We start from the raw sequence: 24,961 nt of genomic DNA, 5'->3' as shown, positions 1-24,961 counted from the left end.
TCAAGCATTCTATGCTCACCGTTAGAGGATACCGACTATGGCTCTCGATTCACCCGCATCAAGTTCAGTTTCACGCCTGCCATCCGCTTTGCAACATCTTAGCCTGCCCGTCATAGGCTCCCCCCTGTTCATTGCCAGTGGCCCCAAACTGGTGGCGGCGCAATGCAAGGCGGGCATCGTCGGGTCTTTCCCGGCCCTGAATGCCAGGCCAGCAGAGTTGCTGGATGTCTGGCTGACAGAATTGCAGGCCGAGCTGGCAGCACACCAGGAAGCCCATCTAGATGCATTGATAGGCCCGATCGCGGTGAACCAGATCGTCCATCAGTCAAATGACAGGCTGGCGCATGATGTTGAAGTCTGCGTCAAGCATCAGATACCCATCATCATTTCGTCCCTGCGTGCACCCCCGCCAGAAATGCTGGATGCGATCCACAGCTATGGCGGCATCGTCATGCATGATGTGATTTCGATACGCCATGCGCAAAAAGCGCTGGAAGCCGGGGTTGATGGTTTGATCCTGGTGGCAGCCGGTGCGGGTGGTCATGCTGGTGGCCTGTCGCCGTTTGCTCTGGTCGGCGAAGTAAGGCGTTTCTTTGACGGCCCAATTGCCTTGTCCGGCTCTATCGCAACGGGTGATGCCGTACTCGCGGCACAGGCCATGGGGGCTGACTTTGCCTATATAGGCTCGCGCTGGCTGGCTACTGTTGAATCGAACGTCGATGAAGCTTATCGCCAGGCCATTCTCGATTCGGCGGCGGCGGATATCGTCTATACCAATCTGTTCACTGGCGTGCATGGCAATTACCTCAAGAAATCCATCGTCGCTGCCGGCTTGGACCCGGACAATCTGCCAGTGGCCGACAAGAGCCAGATGAACTTTGGTTCTGGTGGCGGCAGCAAGGCCAAGGCCTGGCGTGACATCTGGGGTGCTGGTCAGGGTGTGGGTTTGATGGATGAAGTGCTGACCGTGGCAGAAGTGGTGGCGCGTTTGAAATCGGAATATGCGGCGGCGAAAGCGCGCGTATTATCTTTATGATCAATTAATTATCAGGAATATCATGAGTAAAGCTTATGTCGTTGCAGAAATCCAGGTCACCAATGCCGATGCTTATGCCGAATACCGGCCACTGGCAACTGCCAGCGTAGCCCAGTATGGCGGGCAATTCCTGGTGCGCGGTGGTACGCGGGTGCAAAAAGAAGGCAGGGACGATGCCCATAATGAAGGCTGGCGCTCGGTGCTGGTTGAATTTCCCAGTTTGCAACAGGCGCAGCTCTGGTATGACTCGGTTGAATATGCGAAAGCCATGGAAATCCGCCATGCCAATTCCATAGGTCGTCTGTTCATCGTTGAAGGCGTCTGAACTCAATTGACAGCGGCTTGGGGCAAAAAAACCACAAATTGCCCACAGGATTCAAGTTTGCAAAGAGACTTGCCGTAACTAGGGTATCTCTGTGCAAACCGAATCCTGAATGCTATCCATTATGCGCCGCTCTCTCGCCTTGCTATTCCCCATGTTGTTGGCCTTGTCTGCCCAGGCGAACGACCCGCCGCCATCCAAACCCATCAAGCCGGCATCGGCAAAAGAAGAAGCATCCAGTTCGGCATCTGCCTCAGCCTCAGCAAAGGAAGAGCGCAAATCTTCTTCCAAGGAAAGTAAGGAATCCGCGAAGGAGGCTGCCGCCCGCGCCAAGGAAGCCCTGGCTGCTGATGAACTGGCGGCACGCATAGCAGAACGCCTGAGTGTTATTCGCAAGGACAAGGATGAAGCCGCCGCTCGCAGCCAGCCAAGGCCGATCGTAAGGCCAGCCTACGCGCCACCCGTGCGCAGGCCGGAGAGCGCCAGGGCAAAAACAGATCATGGTACCAATAACGCTGCGGCAGCAGGAGCGCTGGCGGCCAGCCATGCCGATATACACTGGAGTTATAAGGGCGAAGGCGGCCCCTTAAACTGGGGCAAGCTCAATGCTGCCAATGCCAAATGCGACATAGGCGAAAGACAATCGCCCATCGATATCCGCGATGGTATCAAGGTGGATTTGGACCCGATTGCCTTTGACTACAAGCCCAGCCGTTTTTCCGTGATTGATAACGGCCACACCATACAGGTTAATATAGGTGCAGGTAACTATATCAATGTGCTGGGCCATAATTATGAGCTGGTGCAATTCCATTTCCATAAACCGTCTGAAGAGCGCGTCAATGGCAAGAGTTTTGAAATGGTTGCGCATCTGGTGCACAAGGATACTGATGGCAAACTGGCCGTGGTCGCCGTGCTGATAGAGCGGGGCAAATCACATAGCCTGGTGCAGCAGGTATGGAATAACCTGCCGCTGGAAAAAAATGATCCCGTGCAGGCGTTGACGACCATGGACATGAACGACATCCTGCCCGTCAAGCGTGACTACTATACCTATATGGGCTCGCTGACGACACCACCCTGCAGCGAGGGTGTACTGTGGTTGGTCATGAAAGAGCCGGTAGAAATTTCACCTGACCAGTTGATCATATTCAGTCGCCTGTACCCCATGAATGCACGGCCCATACAAAAGAACTCTGGTCGTTTGATCAAGGAATCGAATTAAGCAACAAGCATTGCCTGCGGTGTTTCTATGAGGCCGGCCAGTCCGGCCTCAATTCTTTGCGCACCACCAGCTTCAAACCTGACCAGATGTCGCTGACAGCACAGACTTTGATATCGACATAGCCCATAGGTAGTGCCACTTCCCTTATCGTGTCTTCCGTGATATCGGTAGGTACTTTCGATGCTTTCTTGGGCCAGGATACCCAGATTGCAGCATCACTTCTCAAGCTGCTTTTATAGCTCAGCAATTCCCTGACGAGTACAGTTTTCTTGTCAGTGAACAGATGGACGATATCTGTCGCTGACGCAGGTTTTTTGTCAAAGACCACGCCATTAGGCAAATCAGTCAGCAACTCCAAATAATTATCAGGCGCATGTCTGACGCAAACATGGCTGTCAGGCTGTATGCCCAGTTTCTTTGCCAGTGGTGTACCGGAATAGCCAGGGGAAGTGGAATTCATCACAAAAAATTAAAAAAGCAGTATCTGATACGCGGACACTGCTTACATGACAAGTTAACCGGATACCATTGTTTATTTGTAGATACCACATGCAACAACGACATCGCCAGCTTTTTCAAAATAGGTCGATTTCATTTCGATTTCCTTGGTGCTGGGGTTCGGCCATTTGTAATCTACCCAGCCTTTTCCCTTGCTTTTTGCAACACTCAAGATGTCGTCGATGAAGGCCTTATTGTCAACGTCTCGTAGAGTGCGAAAATCTTTCCCTATCAGTTTGGGATTGGCACCGTGCGCCAGATCCTTGCCATTGATGTCAATAACAAATATATACAGATCGCGATCAGTGAAGCTGCCTTTGGTGTTATTAAATTCTGCATAAGCAGCATCTGGACCTTTGCTTTTGATATAAGCAATCGCCTTTTTAACCATGGTCTCAGCTTCTTGTGCTGTACCGTGTTACGCAGCAAATATACTTTGACTTACAAGCAGGCTGAATAAGCCCAGTGTCAAGAATTTTAAAATTTTTTGCAAGATAGGTCTCCTTTGATGTTGGGTATCAAATTCCAGCACTTTGTAGAAATAGATATTGGAAATTGATATCCATCAAAATACAGTTATCCGCACCTAAAAACTGGCTCACTTTCAGGCAAGTAACAAAAGTTAGCTTTGCTTATGCAGGTTTGTAAGGCAGCTCACGCCAGCGCTTGCCACTGACCCTGGCAATGGCATTCGCAAAAGCGGGTGCCAGTGCGGGCAAGCCAGGTTCACCCATGCCGGTAGGTGCATCTGCACTGGGGACGATGTGCACGGCAAGCTGTGGCATATCGGTAATGCGTGGCACCACAAAATCACTGAAATTGCTTTGCTCAACCACACCATCCTTGAGCGTGATCGCCGCACCTGGCAGGCACATCGACAAGCCCATCAGTGCCGCACCCTGTACCTGAGCTTCTACACTTTTTGGATTGACAGCAAGATTGCAGTGCACACCGGCAGTGACCTTGTGCAACTTGGGCTGGCCATTTTTCATGGATGCTTCAACCACATAAGCAACGACAGACGAGAATGACTCATGCACAGCCACACCATAGGCACGGCCAGCTGGCAATTTCTTTTTACCATAGCCAGATTTTTCTACCGCCAGTTGTAGTGCTGCTTTATGTCGTGGATGTTTGTCACCCATGAGTTTCAGGCGGTAAGCCACCGGATCTTGCTTGGTAGTCTGGGCAATTTCATCGAGCAGGGTTTCCATGACAAAGGCAGTATGGGTAGAACCTACGCTGCGCCACCACAAGACCGGGACATTGATCTTGGGGTGATGGACAGACAGGCGCATAAGCATTTCATACGGCTCTTTCATGCCTTCGACTGCGGTGATATCGACGCCATCCTTGACCATCATGGATTCAAACGGCGTGCCACCGACGATGGACTGGCCGACAATGACATGATCCCAGCCAAGGATATTGCCCTGAGCATCAAAACCTATCTCTGCCTTGTGCAAATGCATGGGGCGGTAATAACCACCCTTGACATCGTCTTCGCGGCTCCACAAGATGCGTACCGGTGCATCCAGCCCCGCTGTTTGCGCTGCCTTGGCGACATTGCAGGCTTCCACCACGTAATCACTGGTGGCAATTGCCCTGCGGCCAAAGCCACCGCCTGCATACTGGGTATGCACTGCGATATTTTCCGGCTTCAGGCCCAGGGTCTTGGCGGCTGCAAAACCATCGAGGCCTGGCATTTGCGTACCCATCCACAATTCTGCCTTGTCGCCTTTGATGGCGACCGTGCAGTTCAGCGGTTCCATAGGTGTATGCGCAAGGTAGGGGAAGACGAATTCGGCATTCAGCTTATGCGGTGCTGCCGCTATCTTGGATACATCATCATTGAACTTCAGGGCACCTGGCTTTTTGGCCATTTCCTTATAGGTCGCCAGCATTTTGGTGGAATCGACTTTTTCAACACCGTCAGTATCCCATTCCAGCTTCAGTACGTCGCGGGCCTGTTTGGCTGGCCAGTAACCGGTCGCGATAATCGCCACGCCTTCACCACCACGGTCGGTAGGCACGCGCAGCACTGCCTTGACGCCCTTGATGGCCTTGGCCGCCGTGTCATCAATAGTCTTGACCTTGGCACCGAATACCGGTGGCCGTGCGACTACCGCCGTCAGCATCCCGGGCAAGTGGGTATCAATACCAAAATCCTGGGTGCCTGTAGATTTTGCTTTGGCATCGAGACGGCCGGTGGGTTTGCCTATGAGGCGGAAGTTTTTCGGGTCTTTCAGTGTGACTTTTTCTGGTACTGGCAATTTCATCGCAGCGTCTGCCAGCTCGCCATAGCCCAGCTTCTTGCCACCGGGGCCAATGACATTGCCATTTTCGGTACGCAGGCTGGCAGGATCAACTTGCCATTGGTTGGCCGCTGCCTGTGCCAGCATGGCGCGGGTGCGGGCACCGAGTTCGCGGTATTGTGTATAGGAATGGGCGATGGAGTTCGAGCCACCCGTCAAATGCATGCCAAATGCCGGGTCAACATAGGCAGGGTGGTTATTGCCATTTGCGCTTTTAACCTTTGACCAGTCGGCATCCAGTTCTTCTGCCAGTATCAGCGGCAGACTGGTTTGTACGCCCTGGCCAAATTCCAGGCGATTGAAGGTGACAGTGACTGTGCCATCCTTGGCGATCTGTACGAATGCGCCTGGTTGTTCAGTGGGCTTCAGGCCTGCGGGTGTTTTAGCAGTATCCTGCGCTGTTGCCAGCATGGGGTAGCAACCCAGCGCAAAACCGCTGGCAGTTGCCATCTTGAGGAAGCTGCGACGGCTCAGACCTACTGGTGTTGTCTCTGGTGTGGTGGATTGCAAAAGGGCTTGCAAATGGCGTGGCATCTCATCGAGGCGAGCTTCAAAATGCATGGTTATTCTCCTCAGGCCAGAGTGGATGCAGCATCATGGATGGCAGCGCGGATGCGTACATAAGTTCCACATCGACAGATATTGCCTGCCATGGCACCGTCGATATCGGCATCGCTGGGCTTCTTGTTGGTTTTTAACAATGCCGTGGCACTCATGATCTGGCCGCTTTGACAGTAACCACATTGGGCAACGTCATGCTTGATCCAGGCCGCTTGCACAGCTTTGCCGACCTTATCCTGGCTCATGGCTTCGATAGTAGTGATTTTTTGGCCAGCGACCGAAGAGATGGGTGTGATGCAAGAGCGTATCGCCTGGCCATTCAGGTGCACGGTGCAGGCACCACATAATGCTGCCCCGCAGCCAAACTTGGTGCCAGTCAGGCCCAGGGAATCACGCAAGGCCCATAGCACTGGCGTGGAAGGATCGGCATCTACCTGGTGTTCTTTGCTATTGATATTCAGTGCAGTCATGGAATAGTTCTCCATCCGGTGAGGTGGTTGCAGGGGCGGAACAGGGAAAAACGGGGAAAACAGAGCGGGCAAGTCTGGCAAGCAGACCCATCCATATTTGGTTTACTTAACTACTATAGAATATTTTTAGCGTTTGGGTGTGAGAGACGAAAAAACCAAGGAAAAGCTGTCTTTTCCGTGGTTTTTGTTGCTCCTGCGTCAGAGGTGCCTGGCTTTATTCGTATTTGCGGGCGTCGTCTATTACCTTGCCATCATTGGCCAGGCTGCCGGGCGCAACAAACTGCACATCACCGCGCAATTTGGTGACATCGCGTAAACTGTCGACAATGGCGGCCTGCAAGGTAGGATTGCCCGCAGCAGTTTCACAATGCAGGCTCATGACATCATTCGCCATTTCACCGGTGACGACCAGCCTGGCCTTGCTGATTTCAGGATGGCGCTTGACCACTTCTGCAACTTGCGAAGGGTGAACAAACATGCCCTTGACCTTGGTCGTCTGATCCGCTCGCCCCATCCAGCCCTTGATGCGCTGATTCGTACGGCCACAGGGCGAGATGCCCGGCAAGATCGCCGACATATCGCCAGTACCAAAACGTATCAGCGGGTAATCAGGGTTGAATGAAGTGATGAGCACTTCGCCGACTTCACCCTCAGCCACCAGGTCGCCTGTGCCGGGACGGACGATTTCGAGTATCAGGTCTTCATCCAGTATCATGCCAGGATTGACCTGGCCATCGGTCACGCTTTCATAGGCAATATTGCCTATGTCGGCAGAGGCATAGATTTGCAATACCTGGGCCACACCATGTTCCTGCAACCATTTGCGCAGCGAAGGTGGCAAGGCTTCTGCACCGACAATGGCGCGCTGTACGCTGGAAATGTCAGCACCCATGTCCAGGGCTTTTTCCAGGATGATTTTCAGGAAACTTGGCGTGCCTATATAGGCGTCAGGCCGCAGTTCTGCCATGGCCTGTACTTGCATTTCTGTCTGCCCTATGCCAGCCGGGATGACGGCGCAACCTATACGGGCGGCGGCACTCTCGACCATGAAGGCGGCAGGCGTGAAATGATAGGAGAAACAGTTTTGCAAGAGATGACCTGCCCGCAAACCTATGGCATGCATGGGGCGGGCAAAGCGCCACCAGTCTTGTCCGCGGCCTTCAGGATCAAAGATAGGGCCGGGTGACATGAAGATATGCCCCATCTGCCGCGCCGGCGTGGTATTCAAGCCACCAAATGGCGGCAAGGCTTTTTGCAAATCCTTGAGATCGGATTTGCGTGTCACCGGCAATTGCGCCAGCGCGCTGCGGCTCTTGATGTCATGCGCATCCACGCCCTGCAATATCCTGCCCCAGCCTTCTGCAGTTTGGGCGTGGGCAATCAATTGCGGCAGCTTGTTCATCAGCGCTTGTTCGCGGCTTTGTGGATTGCGGGTTTCCAGGGCGTCCAGATAGTCACTCATGAGCATGCTCTATAGTGGGTTGATTTGTGTGCATCTCAAAATGATGGATAGCGATGAGTGATGGTTCAAGCCAGCCAGCGTTTGCGCCTTCTATAAAACTTCATATCCTTAAAACTCTTGCGGCCAGCACCTGAGACACCAAGATAAAATTCCTTGACGTCTTCATTGCTGCTGAGGTCTTTGGCTTCACCTTCCATGACCACCCTGCCGTTTTCCAGGATGTAGCCAAAGTCGGCATAACGCAGGGCGACATTGGTGTTTTGTTCGGCCAGCAGGAAAGAGACTTTTTCTTGCACATTGAGGCTTTTCACGATTTCAAAAATCTCTTCCACCAGTTGTGGTGCTATACCCATCGATGGTTCATCAAGCAAGATCATCGATGGTTTGGCCATCAGGGCACGGCCTATCGCGCACATCTGTTGCTCACCACCCGAGGTATAACCAGCCTGCGAATTACGGCGTTCACGCAGGCGTGGAAAGTAGTGGTATACCTTTTCCAGTTCGGCCTTGAGTTCGCTGCGCGACAGGCTGCGTGTGTAGGCACCGGTAAGCAGGTTTTCTTCCACCGTCAAATGCCCAAAGCAATGGCGACCTTCCATGACTTGTGACAGGCCACGCTTGACCAGTTCATTTGGTGTCAGGTGATCGACGCGCTGGCCACGGAAAGTAATATCGCCTTTGGTGATATCGCCGCGCTCGTTACGTAGCAGTGTAGATATCGCCTTCAGCGTGGTTGATTTACCTGCGCCATTGGCACCCAGCAAGGCGACAATTTTCCCTTGTGGCACTTGCAGGGAAATACCTTTCAACACCAGGATCACATGATCGTAGATGACTTCGATATTGTTGACACTGAGATAGGCGATGTCGGTAGTTGCAGCTGTATTTGCTGCCGTTGCCGCTTCTGCCGTGATGCTATGAACGCTCATGATCTTGATCTGCAATGATTTGTACAAAGGGGGCGGAGGCACAGTCTGGCCTCCGCTTTTACTGCTTAACGCCTACTTCAAACAGGCAGGCGTGATTTTCTTCTCAGCCGCATATTTGTTGGAAGACTCTTCCAGCATGGCGCGTGTCAAAGCCTTGTCACCAGTGACCCAGTTAGGTGTAATGGCTTTCCATTTATCACCTGTCCATTGCTGTACTTTGACAGCGCCGGAACCTTCATGATCTTCGCAAGAAGTTTTCACAGGCGGGAACATGCCCATTGCACCCAAAGCTTTTTGACGTGCTTCATCGACATTCAGGTTTTCAAAACCCCAGCGGATTTGCTCGGATGTCATGAGCTTGCCCTTGCCAAATTTTTCCTGCGCTTTCAGGATGGCTTCTGTCCACAGAATTGCGGCTGTTACACCACGCATGTGATATACAGAGCCGACACGGGTCTTGTCACCGAGATTACCTTTGCCAGCCGCATACACCTTGCTGCGGATTTCATCGAGCACAGGGTAATTGCCCGGTGTATTGAAAGTCATCGCGGTATAGCCTTTTGCTGCATCACCAGCGGGAATCGCATCTTCTTCTGAACCTGCCCACCAGACGCCCAGCATTTTTTCGCGAGAATAGCCATTGCGTTGTGCGGTCTTGATCGCCACTGCGTTCATGACGCCCCAGCCCCACAGGATTACATAATCAGGATTGGCCTGGCGGATTTGCAGCCATTGCGATTGTTGTTCATTGCCGGGATGGGCAACCGGGATCTTGATAAGCTCGAAACCATATTGCTTGGCCTGTGCATCCAGTACCGGGATAGGCTCTTTACCAAAGGCAGAATCATGGTAGAGATGGACGATTTTCTTGCCCTTGAGTTTGTCCATACCACCAGATTTATCGCCCAGGTATTTGGTCATCGCCGCAGCCTGGTTCCAGTAACTGGTGATGAGCGGGAATACATAAGGGAAGACCTTGCCATTGGCAGCATCAGAACGGCCATAACCCAGTGTCGTCAAAGGGATTTTATCTTCAGCAACGCGGTCAAGAATACCGTAGGCAATACCGGTAGAAAGTGGTTCTACCAGTGAGGCACCGCCCTGGGTTTTTTTCAGGCGTTCATAACATTCAACACCGCGCGAGGCATTGTATTCAGTCTCGCATTCTTCCCAGGAAATCTTGACGCCATTCAAGCCGCCCTTGGCATTGACCAGATTGAAATAATCGATGGCACCGCCGTAAAAGCCTGAGCCGCCAGCCGCATACGGGCCTACGCGATATGACAGGATGGGAATGAATTGATCATTCGCCTGGGCCGCATTGACAGCACCCAGGATTGCCGAGGCCATCAGCAGGGATTTAAGCAGTTTCATATTGTCTCCTTATGGTTTTGGATGGATATTGCCTGATGCTTTTCTACCTCTTATTGCAAAGGCGAAGCATCTTTATTATGGACCCTCTTTTACTATTGGTACTAATCTTGTTACTGCCACTCAATGTGGGAAAGGCCAGAGTCGCAATTTTTCTTTGGTGATTTGCCACAACCTCGCCAGGCCATGTGGCTCTACAATCAGGAAGAAAATAATCAGTGCGCCAAATACCATCAGTTCCAGGTTCGATGCCACATTGGTCGGCAAAGACAGACTATGCGCAATCAAGTTCAGCACGATGGGCAGCAGGATGATAAAAGCCGAACCCAGGAAAGAACCGAGTATGGAACCAACACCGCCTATGATGATCATGAACAGGATGCGGAAAGACAGGTCCAGGTTATAGGCTTCGGGCTCTACCGTACCGAGATAAGCATAGGCATACAGAGCACCGGCAATGCCACAGTAAAACGAGGATACTGCAAAGGCCAGCAACTTGGTGCGCATGAGGCGAAAGCCTATGACTTCTGCCGCCACGTCCATGTCACGCACCGCCATCCACGAGCGACCCACGTTCGATCTCACCATATTCTTGGCCAGCATGGCCATGACACAGACAACGGTCAGCGTCAGCAAATATTTTTTAACCGGTGTATTGATGGCTATACCGAGTATTACCATTTCCTGTGCCGTGATGACGCCAGAAGAACTGTAGTTGGTGAACCACTGTATCTTGGTCAGGCACCAGACCACAAAGAATTGCGTTGCCAGCGTTGCTGCTGCCAGATAAAAACCGCGTATACGCAGCGACGGCAAACCAAAGGCAATCCCCACCATGGCTGCCGACAAACCACCTAGCACAAAAGCCAGCAAGACCGGGATGCCGGGTATGCGCAAGACAAAGTTATAAGAGGCAAACGCACCCACCGCCATGAAGGCTGCCGAACCCAGCGACAATTGACCTGCATAACCAGTCAGGATATTCAAGCCCAGTGCTGCCAGTGAAAATATCAGGAAGGGGATGAAGATCGCTGAAAATGCATAATCGGTTGCCAGCCCGGGTACGGCAACAAATGCCGCGATAAGGACGATGGCAATACCGATACGGTCTTGCCGTATCGGGAATATCTGGTTATCTGCCTGATAGCTTGTTTTAAACTGACCTGCTTCACGGTAGAACATGTTGTTCCTCTACGCTGCTAATGATGCTTGATTATGTTGAACTGCAAGACATTAAATCCTGCGTATGATTTTTTCACCAAACAAACCTTCGGGCCTGACCAGCAGGAACAACAATGCCAGCACATACGGGAACCAGCCCTCTATGCCACCACCCACCAATGGGCCTATATATACTTCTGCGAGTTTTTCAGATGCACCGATAATCAGGCCGCCAACAATCGCGCCGGGGACAGAAGTAAAGCCACCCAAAATCAATACCGGCAAGGCTTTCAAGGCGACAAAGGTCAATGCAAACTGCACACCATTACGTGCACCCCACAACAAGCCTGCAACCAGGGCGACGAAACCGGCAACTGCCCAGACTATGCCCCAGATCTGCTGCAGTGGAATACCAACTGCCAACGCTGCCTGGTGATCATCTGCCACCGCTCGCAAGGCGCGGCCTATCTTGGTTTTTGAAAACAGCAGGGCCAGACCAGTTACCAGCAGAGCACAGATCAAGGCAGCGATGACATCGAATTGGGATACCAGGATATTGAACTTCTCGATGAAATATTCTATGGGTACATCGTCGATAGGCAATGTCAGTTTGTGCGGTTGGGAACCCCACAACAACTGCGCCAGACCTTCGATGAAAAAGGTCAGACCTATGGTGGCCATGAACAAGGTAATCTCAGGCTGGTTGACCAGCGGGCGCAACACTACCCGTTCGATAGCCAGACCCAGTGCCACCATCACCAGCATGGTCAGCGGTATCGCCAGCCATAATGACATTTCAAATTTCTCGGTCAGGCCTACGCAGGTCAGGGCGGCAAAAAACACCATCGCCCCCTGCGCGAAATTGAAGACGCCTGAGGCTTTGTAAATCAACACAAAACCCAGCGCCACCAGCGCATACATGACACCGGACAACAAGCCACCGATAAACACTTCAAAGAAAAAACTGATATTCATTTCTAGCTTTCGGCTTACATTAAGCAAACATGAATGTTGAACAAAAAGACCTCTCAACACAGAGACACCGAGACACAGAGAACAGCAAGAGGAAGCCTATTTTTCCTCTGTGGTGTAGCAGGGAATTCGAGTGGCATGTCACTCGCCTGCGAAACGAAGACTTCTTGCAAGAAGTCTTTCCTTCTTCCGTGTCTCTGTGGTTAGTGGTTTTAAGGTTTTGCATCTTTAATGTGCAACTCCCAGATAAGCGTTAATTACTTCCTGATTCGCCAGTACCTCAGCAGGCGTGCCATCACCGATTTTCTTACCGTAGTCGAGCACTACCACGCGGTCCGAGATATCCATCACCACACCCATATCATGTTCAATCAAAACGATGGTGGTGCCGAGCTGGTCATTGACATCGAGGATGAAGCGGCTCATGTCCTGTTTCTCTTCCACATTCATGCCCGCCATGGGTTCATCGAGCAATAAAATCTCAGGCTCGGCTGCCAGCGCACGACCCAGTTCCACGCGTTTTTGCAAGCCGTAGGAAAGACGGCCTACCGGTATCTTGCGTATGTGCTGGATTTCCAGGAAGTCGATAATTTCTTCTACCTTTTCGCGGTGAGCGATTTCTTCTTTTTGGGCAGGCCCCCAGTACAAGGCCTGCATGAGGAAATTGCTTTTCATTTTCAGGTTGCGGCCCGTCATGATGTTGTCGAGCACGCTCATACCCTTGAACAGGGCGATGTTCTGGAAAGTCCTGGCGATGCCGCTCTTTGCCGCAGAATACGTATTCATGTCCTTGCGGTGCTGGCCGCGGTAGGTGATGTCACCTTGCTGCGGACGGTATACACCATTGATGACATTCAGCATGGAGCTTTTGCCTGCGCCATTCGGGCCTATGATGGCGCGTATTTCATGTTCCCTGACGTTGAAGGAAATATTCGTCAAAGCCTTGACGCCGCCAAAGGCCAGGGATATGCCTTGCAAGTCCAGGATGACTTCACCGATTTTTCTGTTGTCTGCCATTTATATATTCCTTATGCAGCCAGCTTTTGGGCAGAAAATGTTTTGACATCGCTGATATGCAAATCGGCACTGACCTTGCCCTGGCGGCCATCCTCGAACTTGACCAGGGTTTCTATGAATTGTGAACGCTTGCCTGAATACAGTGCTTCTATCAGCACGGCATATTTTTCGGCAATGAATTTGCGCCTGACTTTGCGGGTGCGTGTCAGTTCATCGTCGTCGGGGTCGAGTTCCTTGTGCAGCACCAGGAAGCGATGTATCTGTGTGCCCGCCATCAAGTCTTCGCTGGCGAGATCAGCATTCACTTTTTCTACGCAAGACAAGATCAGTTGATATGTCTCGGCCTTGGCCGCCAGATCGGTATAACCTGAATAGGCAATGCCGCGTCTTTCTGACCAGTTACCGACGGCTTCCATGTCAATATTGATAAAGGCACAGACCATGTCACGCTCATGACCAAAGGCCACGGCTTCCTTGATGAAGGGGAAGAACTTGAGTTTGTTTTCTATGTAGTTGGGCGCAAAGATGTCACCCTGGTTCATCTTGCCCACATCGGCTGCACGGTCGATGATTTTCAGATGTCCATCCTGGTCAAAGATACCGGCATCACCGGTGTGGAAATAACCTTGCTCATCCATGACTTCTGCCGTGGCATCGGGGCGCTTGTAGTAGCCCGTCAGCATTGCATCTGACCTGACCAGCACTTCACCGTTTGCTGCGAGTTTGACCTCGACACCAGGTGCTGCTGCACCCACGCTGTCGAACTTGATCTTGCCGTCAGGTTGCAGGCAGACATAGGCGCAGGTTTCAGTGGAGCCATATAACTGCTTGAGATTGACACCGATAGAACGATAAAAACGGAACAGGTCAGGGCCAATAGCGGCACCGGCGGTATAGGCCACGCGCACGCGTGACAGACCGAGCACGTTTTTCAGCGGACCATAAATGAGCAGATTGCCGAGTGCATATTGCAGGCGGTCCATGCCACTGACGGCTTTGCCATCGAGTATGTCAGAACCGACACGGCGTGCCAGGTCCATGAAATGGGCAAACAGCTTGCGCTTGATTGTACCTGCATCTTCCATGCGTATCATGACCGTGGTCAGCATGTTTTCAAACACGCGTGGCGGGGCGAAATAATAAGTGGGGCCGACTTCACGCAAATCCGTCAGGACAGTTTCGCTGGATTCAGGGCAGTTCACGGTAAAGCCAGCGGCCATGGCCTGGGCGAAAGAAAACAGATGATCACCTACCCAGGCCATAGGCAGGTAGGACAGGATATCTTCGTCTGCTGTGAGTTCGTCAAATTTCATGCCTCCCATTGCCGCAGTCATGAAAGAACGGTGTGACTGACAGACACCCTTGGGCTTACCTGTCGTGCCCGAGGTATACAGCATGACAGCTGTATCATCAGGCTGACCCATTTCCACTTCCTTCATGAAAAAGTCAGGATGGGTGATATCGTAAGCACGTCCCAGTTCCTGCAAGGCAGCATAGGATGTCAGTTCAGGCTGGTGATAATGACGCATGCCGCGGTCATCATCAAAGGCAATGTGTTGTATGCCTGCATACTGCTGTTTGATCTCCAGCAGCTTATCAACCTGTTCCTGATCTTCGACGACGGCAAAGACAATTTCGGCATTTTCCAGCACATAGGCCATGTCGGCTGCCGGGGCATCCTGATACAGGGGCACGGGTATGCCACCCAGGCATTGCGCCGCAGCCATGGCCCAGTACAGGCGGGGGCGATTGTCGCCGATGATGGCGAGGTTCATGCCGCGTTTGAAACCTTGTGCTGCCAGGCCGCAGGCGAGGGCACGCACTTCGGCATTGACCTGTTGCCAGTTCCAGGTTTGCCAGATACCCAGGTCTTTTTCACGGAAGGCCGGATGTTGCGGCCGTGTTTTTCCGTGCTGCAATAACAACCTGGGAAAAGTCGAATTTGCTGCTTCTTTTTGATTCATGTCTCCACCAGCCTATTGTTTTAGGGCTTACTTCATGTGAGTGTCTTGATGCGTCCTTACTGCTTGCTTACGATATCCAGGCAGTGGGACTTTTACGGTAGGTATTGTAGTGGCATGCTGAAATGAGTCGCCTTTGAGTGCCTGCAGTCTTCGCTGCAATCGGCAACTCGCTTACAATGTCTCCGTAATTCTTTTTGTTGAAGCGATAGTAGACCCTTCAGGGGCCAGTGGTTGTCATTCGACTGACAATCTGAAAAAATGAAGCAATTATCTGTGGTGCGTTGCACAAATATGACAAAGAAAATCAGCGACCCAAAAGAGCGATTTGCCAAATCCATGTGGGCCAGCATGCTCGCACCTGAGCACATGCAAAAGCTGGAAGAAGAAGTCGTCGAGCGTTTCATTCCCGCAGGCGGTTACGTATGCCGCAAAGGCGATCCAGTGGAACACTGGATGGGCGTTATTGAAGGCTTCCTGAAGATGAGCAGTATCTCGCCCGATGGCAAGACGGTGACCTTCAGTTGTATGCTGGCGGGCGGCTGGTTTGGTGAAGGCTCGCTGCTGAAGACTGAGCCGCGCCGTTATGATGTGGTGGCCCTGCGGGATACCCGTGTCGCCTATATGCCACGTGCTACCTTCACCTACTTGCTGGATAACAGTATCCCGTTTAACCGCTTTCTCTTGCATCAGTTGAACGAGCGACTGGGCTTGTTCATATCCCTGGTTGAGTATGATCGCATGCTGGACCCCGACACCCGTGTCGCCCGTTGTCTGGCAGCCATGTTCAACCCCTATCTGAATCCTGGTAGCAGCATGCAAATCCAGATATCGCAGGAAGAAATAGGTTACATCTCCAGCGTATCGCGCCAGCGTGCCAACCAGGCTTTGCAATTGCTGGAAAAGAAAAACTTGCTGAGCGTGGACTATGGCGGCATCACCATCCTTGATCTGGATGGTTTGCGCCGCTTCCCTGAAGAGTGAAGTATGAAGACCCTGAATATCATTGGTGCCGGTAAGGTCGGCAAGGTACTGGCCAAAAATTTCCAGCGCCAGCAGGCGTTTGCCATACAACAAGTCTTGAACCGCAGCCTGGGAAGTGCCAGCGATGCTGTGGCCTGGCTGGGCGCAGGGCAGGCTGTCGATAGTATCTCGCAATTGCAGCCAGCCGATGTCATCATGTTAAGTGTCAGTGATGACCAGATTGCCAGTGTCTGCCAGCAACTGGTGTCTGCCGGTTTGTTGAAGGCAGGTAATGTTATTTTCCATTGCAGTGGTGCCAAGGCATCGACAGAGTTGCAGTTGGCACAACAGGCAGGTGTGGCTGTTGCCAGTGTGCATCCTGTGCGCAGTTTTGCCAATGTCGATCTGCTGGCTGAACAATTTGCCGGCACGATATGTAGTCTGGAAGGTGATGAGGCTGCGCTGGCTGTATTGGCGCCTGCCTTGCAAGCCATAGGTGCAGAGACTGTCATCATCAAGGCCGACAATAAATTGCTGTATCACGCCGGTTCTGTATTTGCCAGCAACTATCTGGTGACCCTGATGGAAGTCGCCTTGCGCACGTATCAGGCCGCAGGCATACCGGCAGATATCGCGCAAAAGATGGCGGCACCGCTGGCAAGGCAGACACTGGAAAATGTCTTCGCCATGGGCACCAGGGCTGCACTGACTGGCCCTATTGCGCGGGGTGATATGCAGACTGTCGCCCTACAGCAAAGCAGGCTCAGCGATTGGGATCAGCAAGCTGGGGATTTGTATCAGGCATTCACGCAGCCGACCATGGATTTGGCGGCTGCACGCAATCCTCACTCAGAAAAATAAACGCTGTTACGGCCATTTTCCTTGGCCTGGTACAGCGCCAGGTCTGCCCTTTCAAATACGCTGGTTTCACTTTCCTTGTCCTTGCATTCGGCAACGCCCATGCTGACGGTAATCGACAAACGGGTGCGTGTCAGGTCCGTGGTGCGCGAGAAATCATTATTGGCAATGGTATTGCGCAGGTTCTCGGCGATTGAAGTGGCTTTTTCCAGCGTGCAGTTTTTCAGCAAGATCAAAAATTCTTCACCGCCCCAACGACAGATGATGTCGCTTTCGCGTAGCGAGCGCTTGGAGATCAGCGCGATTTCCTTGAGCACATGGTCACCTACCAGATGGCCCTGCTTGTCATTCACTTTTTTGAAGAAATCAATATCCAGCAAAACCACACACATGGGCTGGCGCGAGCGTTCGCTATCAAGCAGGGCTTGCTGGAAAACAAAGTCAAAGGCCTGGCGGTTCAGCAAATTGGTCAGGGTGTCGGTCGATGCAGATTTTTCCAGACGCTTTTGATAACGCCTGACTGTCAGCAGCAAGATCACCAATATCACCAGGGTGATGCCAGCGCTGATGGCGATGTTGATCAGGAATACATTTTGTAGGGGTTTGATTTCTGCACCCATTTCCTGTTCTACCAGCAAATGCCAGCCCAGCTCAGGGATGAAGCGTGCGTTGACGAGTATGGTTTCATTCTCGTTCTTGTATTCAAGGTGCTGGGATTCACTCTTGCGATTCGCCAGGATTTGCGGTGCCAAACTGCCCAGGCCGGGCATATTGCTGAGGTTGTTGCGCACCTTTTTCATATTATTGCCAGCCAGGGCGATATTGCCTTTCTGATCGACAAAGAAAATATTCCTGCGGAAACGTGTCTGATAGCTGTCTATCAGGGTTTTCATGGTGTCCAGTGTCATGCCTATACCGGTGGCACCGATGAATTTGCCAGAATAATCGAGGATGCGGTAATTGATGAAAATGGTCATGGTGTCGCGATTGGCCATGTCGGCGTCGACATTGGTTTCATAATCGCTTTTCAGGCCTCGGACGCGAAAAAACCATTGGTCACGTGGCTCGGTATCGCTGATGGTCTTCAGTACACCGTCGGCATGATAGTAATTGTGGCTCTGGTCTGATACCAGGAAGCTGGAAATCGCATGGTTCTTTTGCTTGATTTCTTTCAGGTATTTGACGATCAGGTCCTTGTCTTCTTCACCATTGATGATCCAGTCCCGCAAGAAAGTGTCATGCGCCATTTGCGAAGAGACAAAAACAGGGCGCAAGATATCTTTCTGGATTTCAGAATAAACATTGTCACCAGTGATGGGCAGGGTTTGCTCGGAGATGCCTTGTTGTATGGCATCGCGGGAAACAACAAAAGATGCCACGGTCGTGGAAACAAAACCTGCAATCAGGATCAGGGACAGCCAGACCAGCAGACCGTATTTTTTTAACATTTTTTGCATGAATGATAGACGGAGCATGAGCGTGAGGTTTGCCGCAAGATAATACTATAAACCTATGCAAATTCCGCCCAATTTGGCAGCAATTCACAGTCTTGAGCGGGTTTAGGCCACGTCAGGACGCAAAAGGCTGATATGTGAGCCGGGTTTAGACAGAGTGGAAGGAGAGCGGGAGGATTTTGAGAGAAATGCAGGCTTTTTTGAGGGGGAAAATAAAAAATGCCGCTATCGGCGGCATTGGTGATGCTAAGGGCTGTTAAGCAGGATCAAGGACGTGGCGTCAAAGACACATGGATACGCAGGCGTGAACCCGGGTCATAAGGCATTACAGAAGTATAAGTACGGTTATGGTACTCATAGGTCACGGCATAGCCATTGGTACGGGTTTCCCAACTATCAATATTGCGGCACTGGCGTACAGGGCGGCTTTCATAAACAGGCTGGTTATTGTAATTGTTGCCATTGTTGCCATTATTTTCAACTCGATCACCAACAATGGCACCAGTTACGGCACCGACGGCAGCCGCAGCAATACGGCCATTGCCGCCGCCAACCTGGCTACCCAGCAAACCACCGGCCAGGCCGCCTATGATGGCGCCGCCATTGCTGCGCTCGGCCTGTTGCTGACGAGGATAGTTGCGCTGGCTGGTTTCATACTCGGTACGGCATTCCTGACGCGGCACATTGACTTGCTCCACTTGTGGAGTGACGCTAACGACGCGGGCATAATCATCAAAGTCGGCAGCCTGTGCAGCAGGAACCAGAGCGCTGGCAGAAAATGCCAGTACGGATGCAGCCATGGAGAATTTTGTGAATGTCATTTTTTTACCTCTTTCGATTTGGATCATGTGATCAACATTGCCTTGGCCTCTGAATTTGTCAAACTGGCAAAAACGGGCAGCTGGGTTCTGGTAATTCTGTTTATGTCCTGTGATAGTCTCTTGCTAGTGTGTATATAACGCCCTGACCATGAAATTAGAAGACATGAAAATGTAAGTGTCTGTTTCAATGTACTTTTGGTATTGTATTCTTGTACTTTACACCATTGGCCTCATCTATGCCGCTCGCATTCACCCCATCTATACCCTCTACTGGAGAATTTATGCACTTGCAATGGACATCCTGGTTAAGCCTTGCAGTACTCTGCATGTATGTCTGGAATGTGATGACCGTAGGGCGGCTGCGGGTGAAACTTCAGGTCAAGGCTCCGGCCATGGATGGGCCTCCAGAATTTTTACGGGCCATGCGGGTGCAGGCAAATACCGTAGAGCAAATGGTCTTCTTTTTTCCAGCGCTATGGTTATGCGCCATCTGGAGCGGTGATATACCGGCAGCTTTACTGGGGGTAGTATGGTTGCTTGGGCGCATTATGTATGCTTTGGCCTATCTGCAAGATGCCAGTAAGCGCTCCATGGGTTTCCTGGTTTCTACTCTGGCGGCAATAGCCTTGCTGCTGGGAGCAGTGGTAGGTTTGAGTGGGGTATTGAAATGAAGACTAAATCATTGACCAGTCTGGCCAGTCAGGCATTATCGCCATCCATCTATGCTTCTTACATCCTCATGGGCATAGCCCTGTTGATGGTGTTGAAGGCAGGCTTGCTGCTTGCCCTGTTTTCTGGCTTGCTGGTATTTTCCATCATTCATGTGCTGGCACCGGCAATCGCCCTGCGTTTCCGGCATAAGCAACCACGCATGATCGCTGTTGCCTTTCTGTCAATTTTACTGATAGCCGGTCTGATAATGAGTGGTTGGGCCATCCATGGCTTTTTGCGCAGCGATGCCGGGAATTTGCATAGCCTGTTACAGAAACTGGCCGACATCATTGAAACCTCACGTCATCAATTACCTGATTGGGTGAGTACTAACTTGCCGGAGGATGTCGAGGCACTCAGACTGATGATGACACACTGGCTACGTGAACATGCTGGTGAAGCCAAGCAACTGGTGCCAGAAGCAGGTCATCTGATCGTACACTTATTGCTGGGCATGATCATAGGCGCAATGATTGCCCTCAGGGATGTCAGTGGCGACAGCAATCACAAGCCCTTTGCTGCCGCCATGCAACACAGGATCAGCAATCTGGGTCAGATTTTTCATAAAATCGTGTTTGCCCAAGTGCAAATATCCTTGATCAATACCGTATTTACTGCAATTTACCTGACTGCTATCCTGCCCATGGCCGGTATACATCTCCCGCTGACCAAGACCATGATCGCCATTACCTTTCTGGCGGGTTTGATACCGGTAGCGGGCAATATCATTTCCAATACCGTTATCGTGATTGTAGCCTTGTCACAATCACTGAATGTGGCGATAGCATCGCTGGTATTCATGATCGTCATTCATAAGGCAGAATACTTTTTGAATGCACGCATCATCGGTGCACAGGTGAATGCCCGGGCCTGGGAATTGCTGACCGCTATTCTGGTCATGGAAACCCTGTTTGGTGTTCCCGGTGTGGTTGCGGCCCCGGTGTTTTATGCTTATATCAAGAAAGAGCTGAGTGACCGGGGTCTGGTTTAATGAAACACAGTAGTGAATTTTTCAACATAAAAGGCTTAAAAATGATACTGGAGTTAGCAGATATACGCATACAAGCTGGCAAGCAAGCCGAGTTTGATGTCGCCATACAACGCGGTCTTGATGAAGTGATACGTCATGCCCAGGGGTTTTTGGGTTTCAAGGTGAAAAAGGGCATAGAGTCGCCAGAGCGTTACCTGCTCATGATTTACTGGGCAACTTTGGAAAACCATACCGTTGATTTTCGTGAGTCTGCAGCATTTGCAGAATGGCGAGCGATTGTCGGCCCTTATTTTGCCAGCGCCCCTGTGGTCGAACATTTTGATCTTTTAGCCAAGTCCGAGTGATTTTTTTGCGTAGCCTGGGATAATTCCGACTTGATTACCGGGATTTCATCCCAAGCTTATCAAGTCATGATTTGCCTGTGGCGCTGAGGTCGGCGTTCATTTTTGGCAACAGCTTGCTCTCCAAAAGGTCATTATGGTTCCGCATCTCGTCACCGCTCTCAACGGCCCCCTGCTCGATCTTGAAAAAAAGATATTAGAAGCGACACCAGCAATAGAACGCTGGTTCCGTCTTGAATGGCAGGAACACACCCCGCCATTTTATTGCTCTGTCGATCTGCGCAATGCCGGTTTCAAGCTGGCACCTGTCGATACCAATTTGTTCCCCGGTGGTTTTAATAACCTGGCATCAGAAATGTTGCCACTGGCCGTGCAGGCGGCGATGGCGGCGATAGAGAAATATTGCCCGGATGCCAAAAATCTCCTGGTCATCCCTGAGAGCCATACCCGTAATGTGTTTTATCTGCAAAACATTGCCCGCATGATGCAGATTTTCCGTCAGACTGGTTTGAATGTGCGTCTGGGTTCCTTGTCGGCCGATATCACCGAACCAACACCCATAGACTTGCCAGATGGCAGCCAGTTGATACTGGAACCGCTGGAGCGCTCTGCCAATGGCCGCCGCCTGGGCCTGAAGAATTTCGACCCCTGCACCATCCTGCTGAACAATGATTTGTCGGCAGGCATACCGGCGATACTCGAAGAACTCAATGAACAGACCCTGCTGCCGCCTCTGCATGCAGGCTGGGCCTTGCGCCGCAAGAGTAATCACTTCCATGCCTATGATGAAGTGGTCAAGAAATTTGCCAAGATGGTGGATATTGACCCGTGGATGCTGAACCCCTTCTTTATCAAATGCAAGGATGTGAATTTCCACGACCGCAGCGGTGAAGACACGCTGGTGGCTGCTGTCGATACCATACTTGCCAAGATACGCAAGAAATACAAGGAATACGGTATCAAGGAAAAACCCTTCGTCATCGTCAAGGCCGATGCCGGTACCTATGGCATGGGCATCATGACCGTGCATGATTCCAGCGAAGTGCGCGACCTGAACCGCAAACAGCGTAACAAGATGTCGGTCGTCAAGGACGGCATGGAAGTGCGCGATGTCATCGTCCAGGAAGGCGTGTATACCTTTGAGCAAATCAATGAATCCGTGGCTGAGCCTGTGGTGTATATGATAGACCGCTATGTCGTTGGCGGCTTTTACCGCGTGCACGAAGACCGTGGCGTTGATGAAAACCTCAATGCGCCCGGTATGCACTTTGTGCCGCTGGCCTTTGCCCAGCAACACGCAGTACCTGACATGAAGGCAAAACCGGGCACGGCAGCACCAAATCGATTTTACATGTATGGTGTCGTAGCGCGCCTGGCTTTGCTGGCGGCGTCACTGGAGCTGGAAAAGACAGATCCAAATCCTGAGGTTTATTGATTCTTAAATCATTAATCAGATCATTATCTAGCCGAGAATATTGAGCACATTCATGAAAATCGCTTTCCTGACCGACCCGCTGTCTCACTTCAAGACGTATAAGGATTCCACCTACGCCATGATGGTGGAAGCAGACAAACGTGGTTATGCCATCTATGCCTTTGGCCCGGCAGATATGGCGCTGGAAAGTGGCAAGGTCATTGCGAATATCAGCCGTATCACCCTGACCGGCGATAGCCAGGACTGGTTCCGCCTGTCTGAGCCTGAGTCACTACCCCTGAGTGCTTTTGATGCCGTCCTGCAGCGCAAAGACCCGCCATTTGATATGGAATATATCTACGCGACTTATTTGCTGGAACTGGCAGAGCAGCAGGGCGCGCGGGTGTTCAATAAGCCGGCAGCGATCCGCAATCATAATGAAAAACTTAGCATTGCCCAGTTCAGCCAGTTCACTGCACCCACGCTGGTGACGCGCGATGAGCAGCGTATCCGCGCTTTCCATAAAGAGCACCGGGACATCATCCTCAAGCCACTCGATGGCATGGGTGGCACCGGTATTTTCCGCATCCGTGACGATGGCATGAACCTCGGTTCTGTCATTGAGACGTTGACGGTGAATGGTAGCTCTACCATCATGGTGCAGCGCTATATCCCGGAAATTGTCCATGGTGACAAAAGGATATTGCTGATCGGTGGCAAGGTCGTGCCGTTTTCCCTGGCGCGTATTCCGCAAAACGGTGAAGTCAGGGGTAACCTGGCGGCAGGTGGCCTGGGTGTGGCGCAGGAATTGTCTGCCCGTGATCTTGAGATTGCGCAGACTTTGGCACCCGAACTTTATCAAAGAGGCCTGTTGCTGGTAGGATTAGATGTTATCGGTGCTAATTTGACGGAAGTCAATGTCACCAGCCCTACCTGTTTCCAGGAAATTACCCAGCAAAAAGGCTTCAATGTTGCTGGCATGTTCATTGATGCCCTTGAAACGGCAGTTGCAGCCTGAATTTGTAGTTTACATAACATAAATGGAAGACGCTGGCCCAAGCCGGTTGTCACAAGAGAGTTAAAGAACGATGGTTGGCATACTTTTAATGACGCATGCGCCCCTGGGTACGGCCTTCATGCAGGCTGCGGCCCATGTATTTCGTGGCATGCCAGAGCGCTTTGAAGCGATAGACGTGATTGCCGACCAGAATATTGATGAAGTCAACCGCCTCGCACGTGAAGCCGTGCAGCGTCTGGACGATGGTTCCGGTGTGCTGGTGATCACCGATGTCATGGGCGGGACACCTTCGAATTGCTGCAGGCAACTGGGTGACCCGGACCGCGTGGCGATCATTGCCGGCATCAGCCTGCCCATGTTGTTGCGGGCTATAACTTATCGTAGTGATGTACTCGATGTCGTAGTGGAAATGGCGCTGGCTGGTGGCCAGAATGGCGCGATCAGACTGGACAATCGTGTACGTTTATCACCCAACTAATTGAGAAAGAAAGTAAAGCATGATTCAACAGGAAATCGAAATCATCAACAAGCTGGGTTTGCACGCACGCGCATCGGCAAAATTTACCCAGACTGCCAGCAAATTCAAATCTGAAGTATGGCTGACCCGCAATAGCCGTCGCGTCAATGGCAAGTCCATCATGGGTGTCATGATGCTGGCAGCGGGCAAGGGCAGTAAAGTTCTATTAGAAACCGATGGTGCGGATGAACAAGCCTGTTTTGATGCCATACAAGCGCTGATCAATGACAAGTTTGGTGAAGGCGAATAAAGAGAAAACAAACACGGATCAATGAAAATTATCCGGCATGAGCAATCATTTTTTTGCGATGAACAAAGGTGAATTTGTAAGCAGAATTTCTGTGTAAAACAACTGATAATACAATTGGCAACATATCGCAACATCTTTTTCATTGTTGTTTTGACTCTATTCGTTTACCTTGTCCTTCTTTGATTGAATCAGCAAAAACAGGCATCAGGTTTGCTGATGGTCTTAGGTTTAACGATGCATCGGTACACTGGATTGTTACGCTAGAAATAAGACAGGGCGGCAAGATCACAAGGCCCGGAGATTAAGTATTTTGGGGGGACACA

Annotated in this window: 24 protein-coding genes and 1 pseudogene; 12 read left to right on the top strand and 13 right to left on the bottom strand. The window is 51.4% G+C overall.

Annotation, left to right across the window (positions count from 1 at the left end; all coding sequences use genetic code 11):
- Window positions 1–37 precede the first annotated feature (37 nt).
- From UNDKW_RS26605 to UNDKW_RS26595, 3 genes are all read left to right on the top strand, one after another.
- Complete coding sequence (locus UNDKW_RS26605; RefSeq protein WP_162061221.1) at window positions 38–1,036, top strand: nitronate monooxygenase family protein; 999 nt, start codon at window positions 38–40, stop codon at window positions 1,034–1,036.
- A gap of 22 nt (window positions 1,037–1,058) precedes the next feature.
- On the top strand, window positions 1,059–1,361 hold the full coding sequence (locus tag UNDKW_RS26600) for a DUF1330 domain-containing protein (protein WP_162061220.1): 303 nt from the start codon (window positions 1,059–1,061) through the stop codon (window positions 1,359–1,361).
- A gap of 121 nt (window positions 1,362–1,482) precedes the next feature.
- Window positions 1,483–2,583: a carbonic anhydrase gene (locus UNDKW_RS26595; RefSeq protein WP_162061219.1), complete on the top strand. Its 1,101-nt coding sequence runs from the start codon at window positions 1,483–1,485 to the stop codon at window positions 2,581–2,583.
- A 25-nt stretch (window positions 2,584–2,608) separates the two neighbouring features.
- Here the strand turns inward: UNDKW_RS26595 and UNDKW_RS26590 are convergent, their stop codons facing one another.
- The 11 genes and pseudogenes from UNDKW_RS26590 to UNDKW_RS26540 form a co-directional block, all read right to left on the bottom strand.
- Complete coding sequence (locus tag UNDKW_RS26590; protein ID WP_162061218.1) at window positions 2,609–3,043, bottom strand: DUF3052 family protein; 435 nt, start codon at window positions 3,041–3,043, stop codon at window positions 2,609–2,611.
- Between the two features lie 72 nt (window positions 3,044–3,115).
- Window positions 3,116–3,481: pseudogene (locus UNDKW_RS26585) on the bottom strand (cache domain-containing protein); the annotation flags it as partial.
- A 232-nt stretch (window positions 3,482–3,713) separates the two neighbouring features.
- Window positions 3,714–5,957, bottom strand: a complete 2,244-nt coding sequence (locus UNDKW_RS26580; protein WP_162061217.1) for a xanthine dehydrogenase family protein molybdopterin-binding subunit — start codon at window positions 5,955–5,957, stop codon at window positions 3,714–3,716.
- 11 nt (window positions 5,958–5,968) lie between these two features.
- Complete coding sequence (locus tag UNDKW_RS26575; RefSeq protein ID WP_162061216.1) at window positions 5,969–6,427, bottom strand: (2Fe-2S)-binding protein; 459 nt, start codon at window positions 6,425–6,427, stop codon at window positions 5,969–5,971.
- Between the two features lie 214 nt (window positions 6,428–6,641).
- Window positions 6,642–7,889, bottom strand: coding sequence for a phenylacetate--CoA ligase family protein (locus tag UNDKW_RS26570; protein WP_162061215.1), 1,248 nt, complete (start codon window positions 7,887–7,889; stop codon window positions 6,642–6,644).
- A 65-nt stretch (window positions 7,890–7,954) separates the two neighbouring features.
- Window positions 7,955–8,818: an ABC transporter ATP-binding protein gene (locus UNDKW_RS26565; protein ID WP_162061214.1), complete on the bottom strand. Its 864-nt coding sequence runs from the start codon at window positions 8,816–8,818 to the stop codon at window positions 7,955–7,957.
- A gap of 72 nt (window positions 8,819–8,890) precedes the next feature.
- Window positions 8,891–10,192, bottom strand: coding sequence for an ABC transporter substrate-binding protein (locus tag UNDKW_RS26560; RefSeq protein ID WP_162043829.1), 1,302 nt, complete (start codon window positions 10,190–10,192; stop codon window positions 8,891–8,893).
- A 120-nt stretch (window positions 10,193–10,312) separates the two neighbouring features.
- Complete coding sequence (locus UNDKW_RS26555) at window positions 10,313–11,371, bottom strand: branched-chain amino acid ABC transporter permease (RefSeq protein ID WP_162061213.1); 1,059 nt, start codon at window positions 11,369–11,371, stop codon at window positions 10,313–10,315.
- A 51-nt stretch (window positions 11,372–11,422) separates the two neighbouring features.
- On the bottom strand, window positions 11,423–12,319 hold the full coding sequence (locus UNDKW_RS26550) for a branched-chain amino acid ABC transporter permease (protein WP_174247650.1): 897 nt from the start codon (window positions 12,317–12,319) through the stop codon (window positions 11,423–11,425).
- A gap of 231 nt (window positions 12,320–12,550) precedes the next feature.
- The gene (locus tag UNDKW_RS26545) at window positions 12,551–13,339 is read right to left on the bottom strand and encodes an ABC transporter ATP-binding protein (RefSeq protein WP_162043826.1); all 789 of its coding nucleotides are present in this window, start codon (window positions 13,337–13,339) and stop codon (window positions 12,551–12,553) included.
- A gap of 11 nt (window positions 13,340–13,350) precedes the next feature.
- Complete coding sequence (locus tag UNDKW_RS26540) at window positions 13,351–15,303, bottom strand: long-chain fatty acid--CoA ligase (RefSeq protein ID WP_162061211.1); 1,953 nt, start codon at window positions 15,301–15,303, stop codon at window positions 13,351–13,353.
- Between the two features lie 291 nt (window positions 15,304–15,594).
- Here UNDKW_RS26540 and UNDKW_RS26535 point away from each other — a divergent pair, with 291 nt between their 5' ends.
- Both UNDKW_RS26535 and UNDKW_RS26530 read left to right on the top strand, forming a co-directional pair.
- Window positions 15,595–16,284 (top strand): Crp/Fnr family transcriptional regulator, encoded by a 690-nt coding sequence (locus UNDKW_RS26535; protein ID WP_232063132.1) that lies wholly within the window; start codon window positions 15,595–15,597, stop codon window positions 16,282–16,284.
- Between the two features lie 3 nt (window positions 16,285–16,287).
- The gene (locus UNDKW_RS26530; RefSeq protein WP_162061209.1) at window positions 16,288–17,124 is read left to right on the top strand and encodes a Rossmann-like and DUF2520 domain-containing protein; all 837 of its coding nucleotides are present in this window, start codon (window positions 16,288–16,290) and stop codon (window positions 17,122–17,124) included.
- On the opposite strand, the gene UNDKW_RS26525 is transcribed toward UNDKW_RS26530, so the two are convergent.
- Together UNDKW_RS26525 and UNDKW_RS26520 are read right to left on the bottom strand one after the other, a co-directional pair.
- On the bottom strand, window positions 17,109–18,569 hold the full coding sequence (locus UNDKW_RS26525; RefSeq protein WP_232063131.1) for a sensor domain-containing diguanylate cyclase: 1,461 nt from the start codon (window positions 18,567–18,569) through the stop codon (window positions 17,109–17,111). The two genes, UNDKW_RS26530 and UNDKW_RS26525, sit on opposite strands and share 16 nt — an antisense overlap.
- A gap of 272 nt (window positions 18,570–18,841) precedes the next feature.
- Window positions 18,842–19,396 carry a glycine zipper 2TM domain-containing protein gene (locus UNDKW_RS26520; protein ID WP_232063130.1) on the bottom strand — a complete coding sequence of 185 codons (555 nt, stop codon included), beginning with the start codon at window positions 19,394–19,396 and terminating at the stop codon, window positions 18,842–18,844.
- Window positions 19,397–19,677: 281 nt separating this feature from the next.
- Here UNDKW_RS26520 and UNDKW_RS26515 point away from each other — a divergent pair, with 281 nt between their 5' ends.
- The 7 genes from UNDKW_RS26515 (at window position 19,678) to UNDKW_RS26485 (ending at window position 24,638) form a co-directional block, all read left to right on the top strand.
- Entirely contained in the window at window positions 19,678–20,067 is a 390-nt protein-coding gene (locus UNDKW_RS26515) for an MAPEG family protein (protein WP_162061207.1), read from the top strand.
- On the top strand, window positions 20,064–21,098 hold the full coding sequence (locus UNDKW_RS26510) for an AI-2E family transporter (RefSeq protein ID WP_197893029.1): 1,035 nt from the start codon (window positions 20,064–20,066) through the stop codon (window positions 21,096–21,098). Before UNDKW_RS26515 ends, UNDKW_RS26510 begins: the two co-directional genes overlap by 4 nt.
- A 41-nt stretch (window positions 21,099–21,139) precedes the next feature.
- Entirely contained in the window at window positions 21,140–21,442 is a 303-nt protein-coding gene (locus tag UNDKW_RS26505) for an antibiotic biosynthesis monooxygenase (RefSeq protein WP_162061206.1), read from the top strand.
- A gap of 133 nt (window positions 21,443–21,575) precedes the next feature.
- Window positions 21,576–22,874 (top strand): glutamate--cysteine ligase, encoded by a 1,299-nt coding sequence (gene gshA, locus UNDKW_RS26500; protein ID WP_162043818.1) that lies wholly within the window; start codon window positions 21,576–21,578, stop codon window positions 22,872–22,874.
- A 52-nt stretch (window positions 22,875–22,926) separates the two neighbouring features.
- On the top strand, window positions 22,927–23,871 hold the full coding sequence (gene gshB / locus UNDKW_RS26495; protein ID WP_162061205.1) for a glutathione synthase: 945 nt from the start codon (window positions 22,927–22,929) through the stop codon (window positions 23,869–23,871).
- A 70-nt stretch (window positions 23,872–23,941) separates the two neighbouring features.
- Entirely contained in the window at window positions 23,942–24,349 is a 408-nt protein-coding gene (locus UNDKW_RS26490; protein ID WP_162061204.1) for a PTS sugar transporter subunit IIA, read from the top strand.
- Between the two features lie 19 nt (window positions 24,350–24,368).
- A complete protein-coding gene (locus tag UNDKW_RS26485; RefSeq protein ID WP_162061203.1) occupies window positions 24,369–24,638 on the top strand; it encodes an HPr family phosphocarrier protein in 270 nt (89 codons plus the stop codon).
- Window positions 24,639–24,961: the final 323 nt, after the last annotated feature.

Source organism: Undibacterium sp. KW1 (genome assembly GCF_009937955.1).
GTDB lineage: Bacteria > Pseudomonadota > Gammaproteobacteria > Burkholderiales > Burkholderiaceae_D > Undibacterium.
This window is presented reverse-complemented; position numbering and strand designations above follow the sequence as displayed.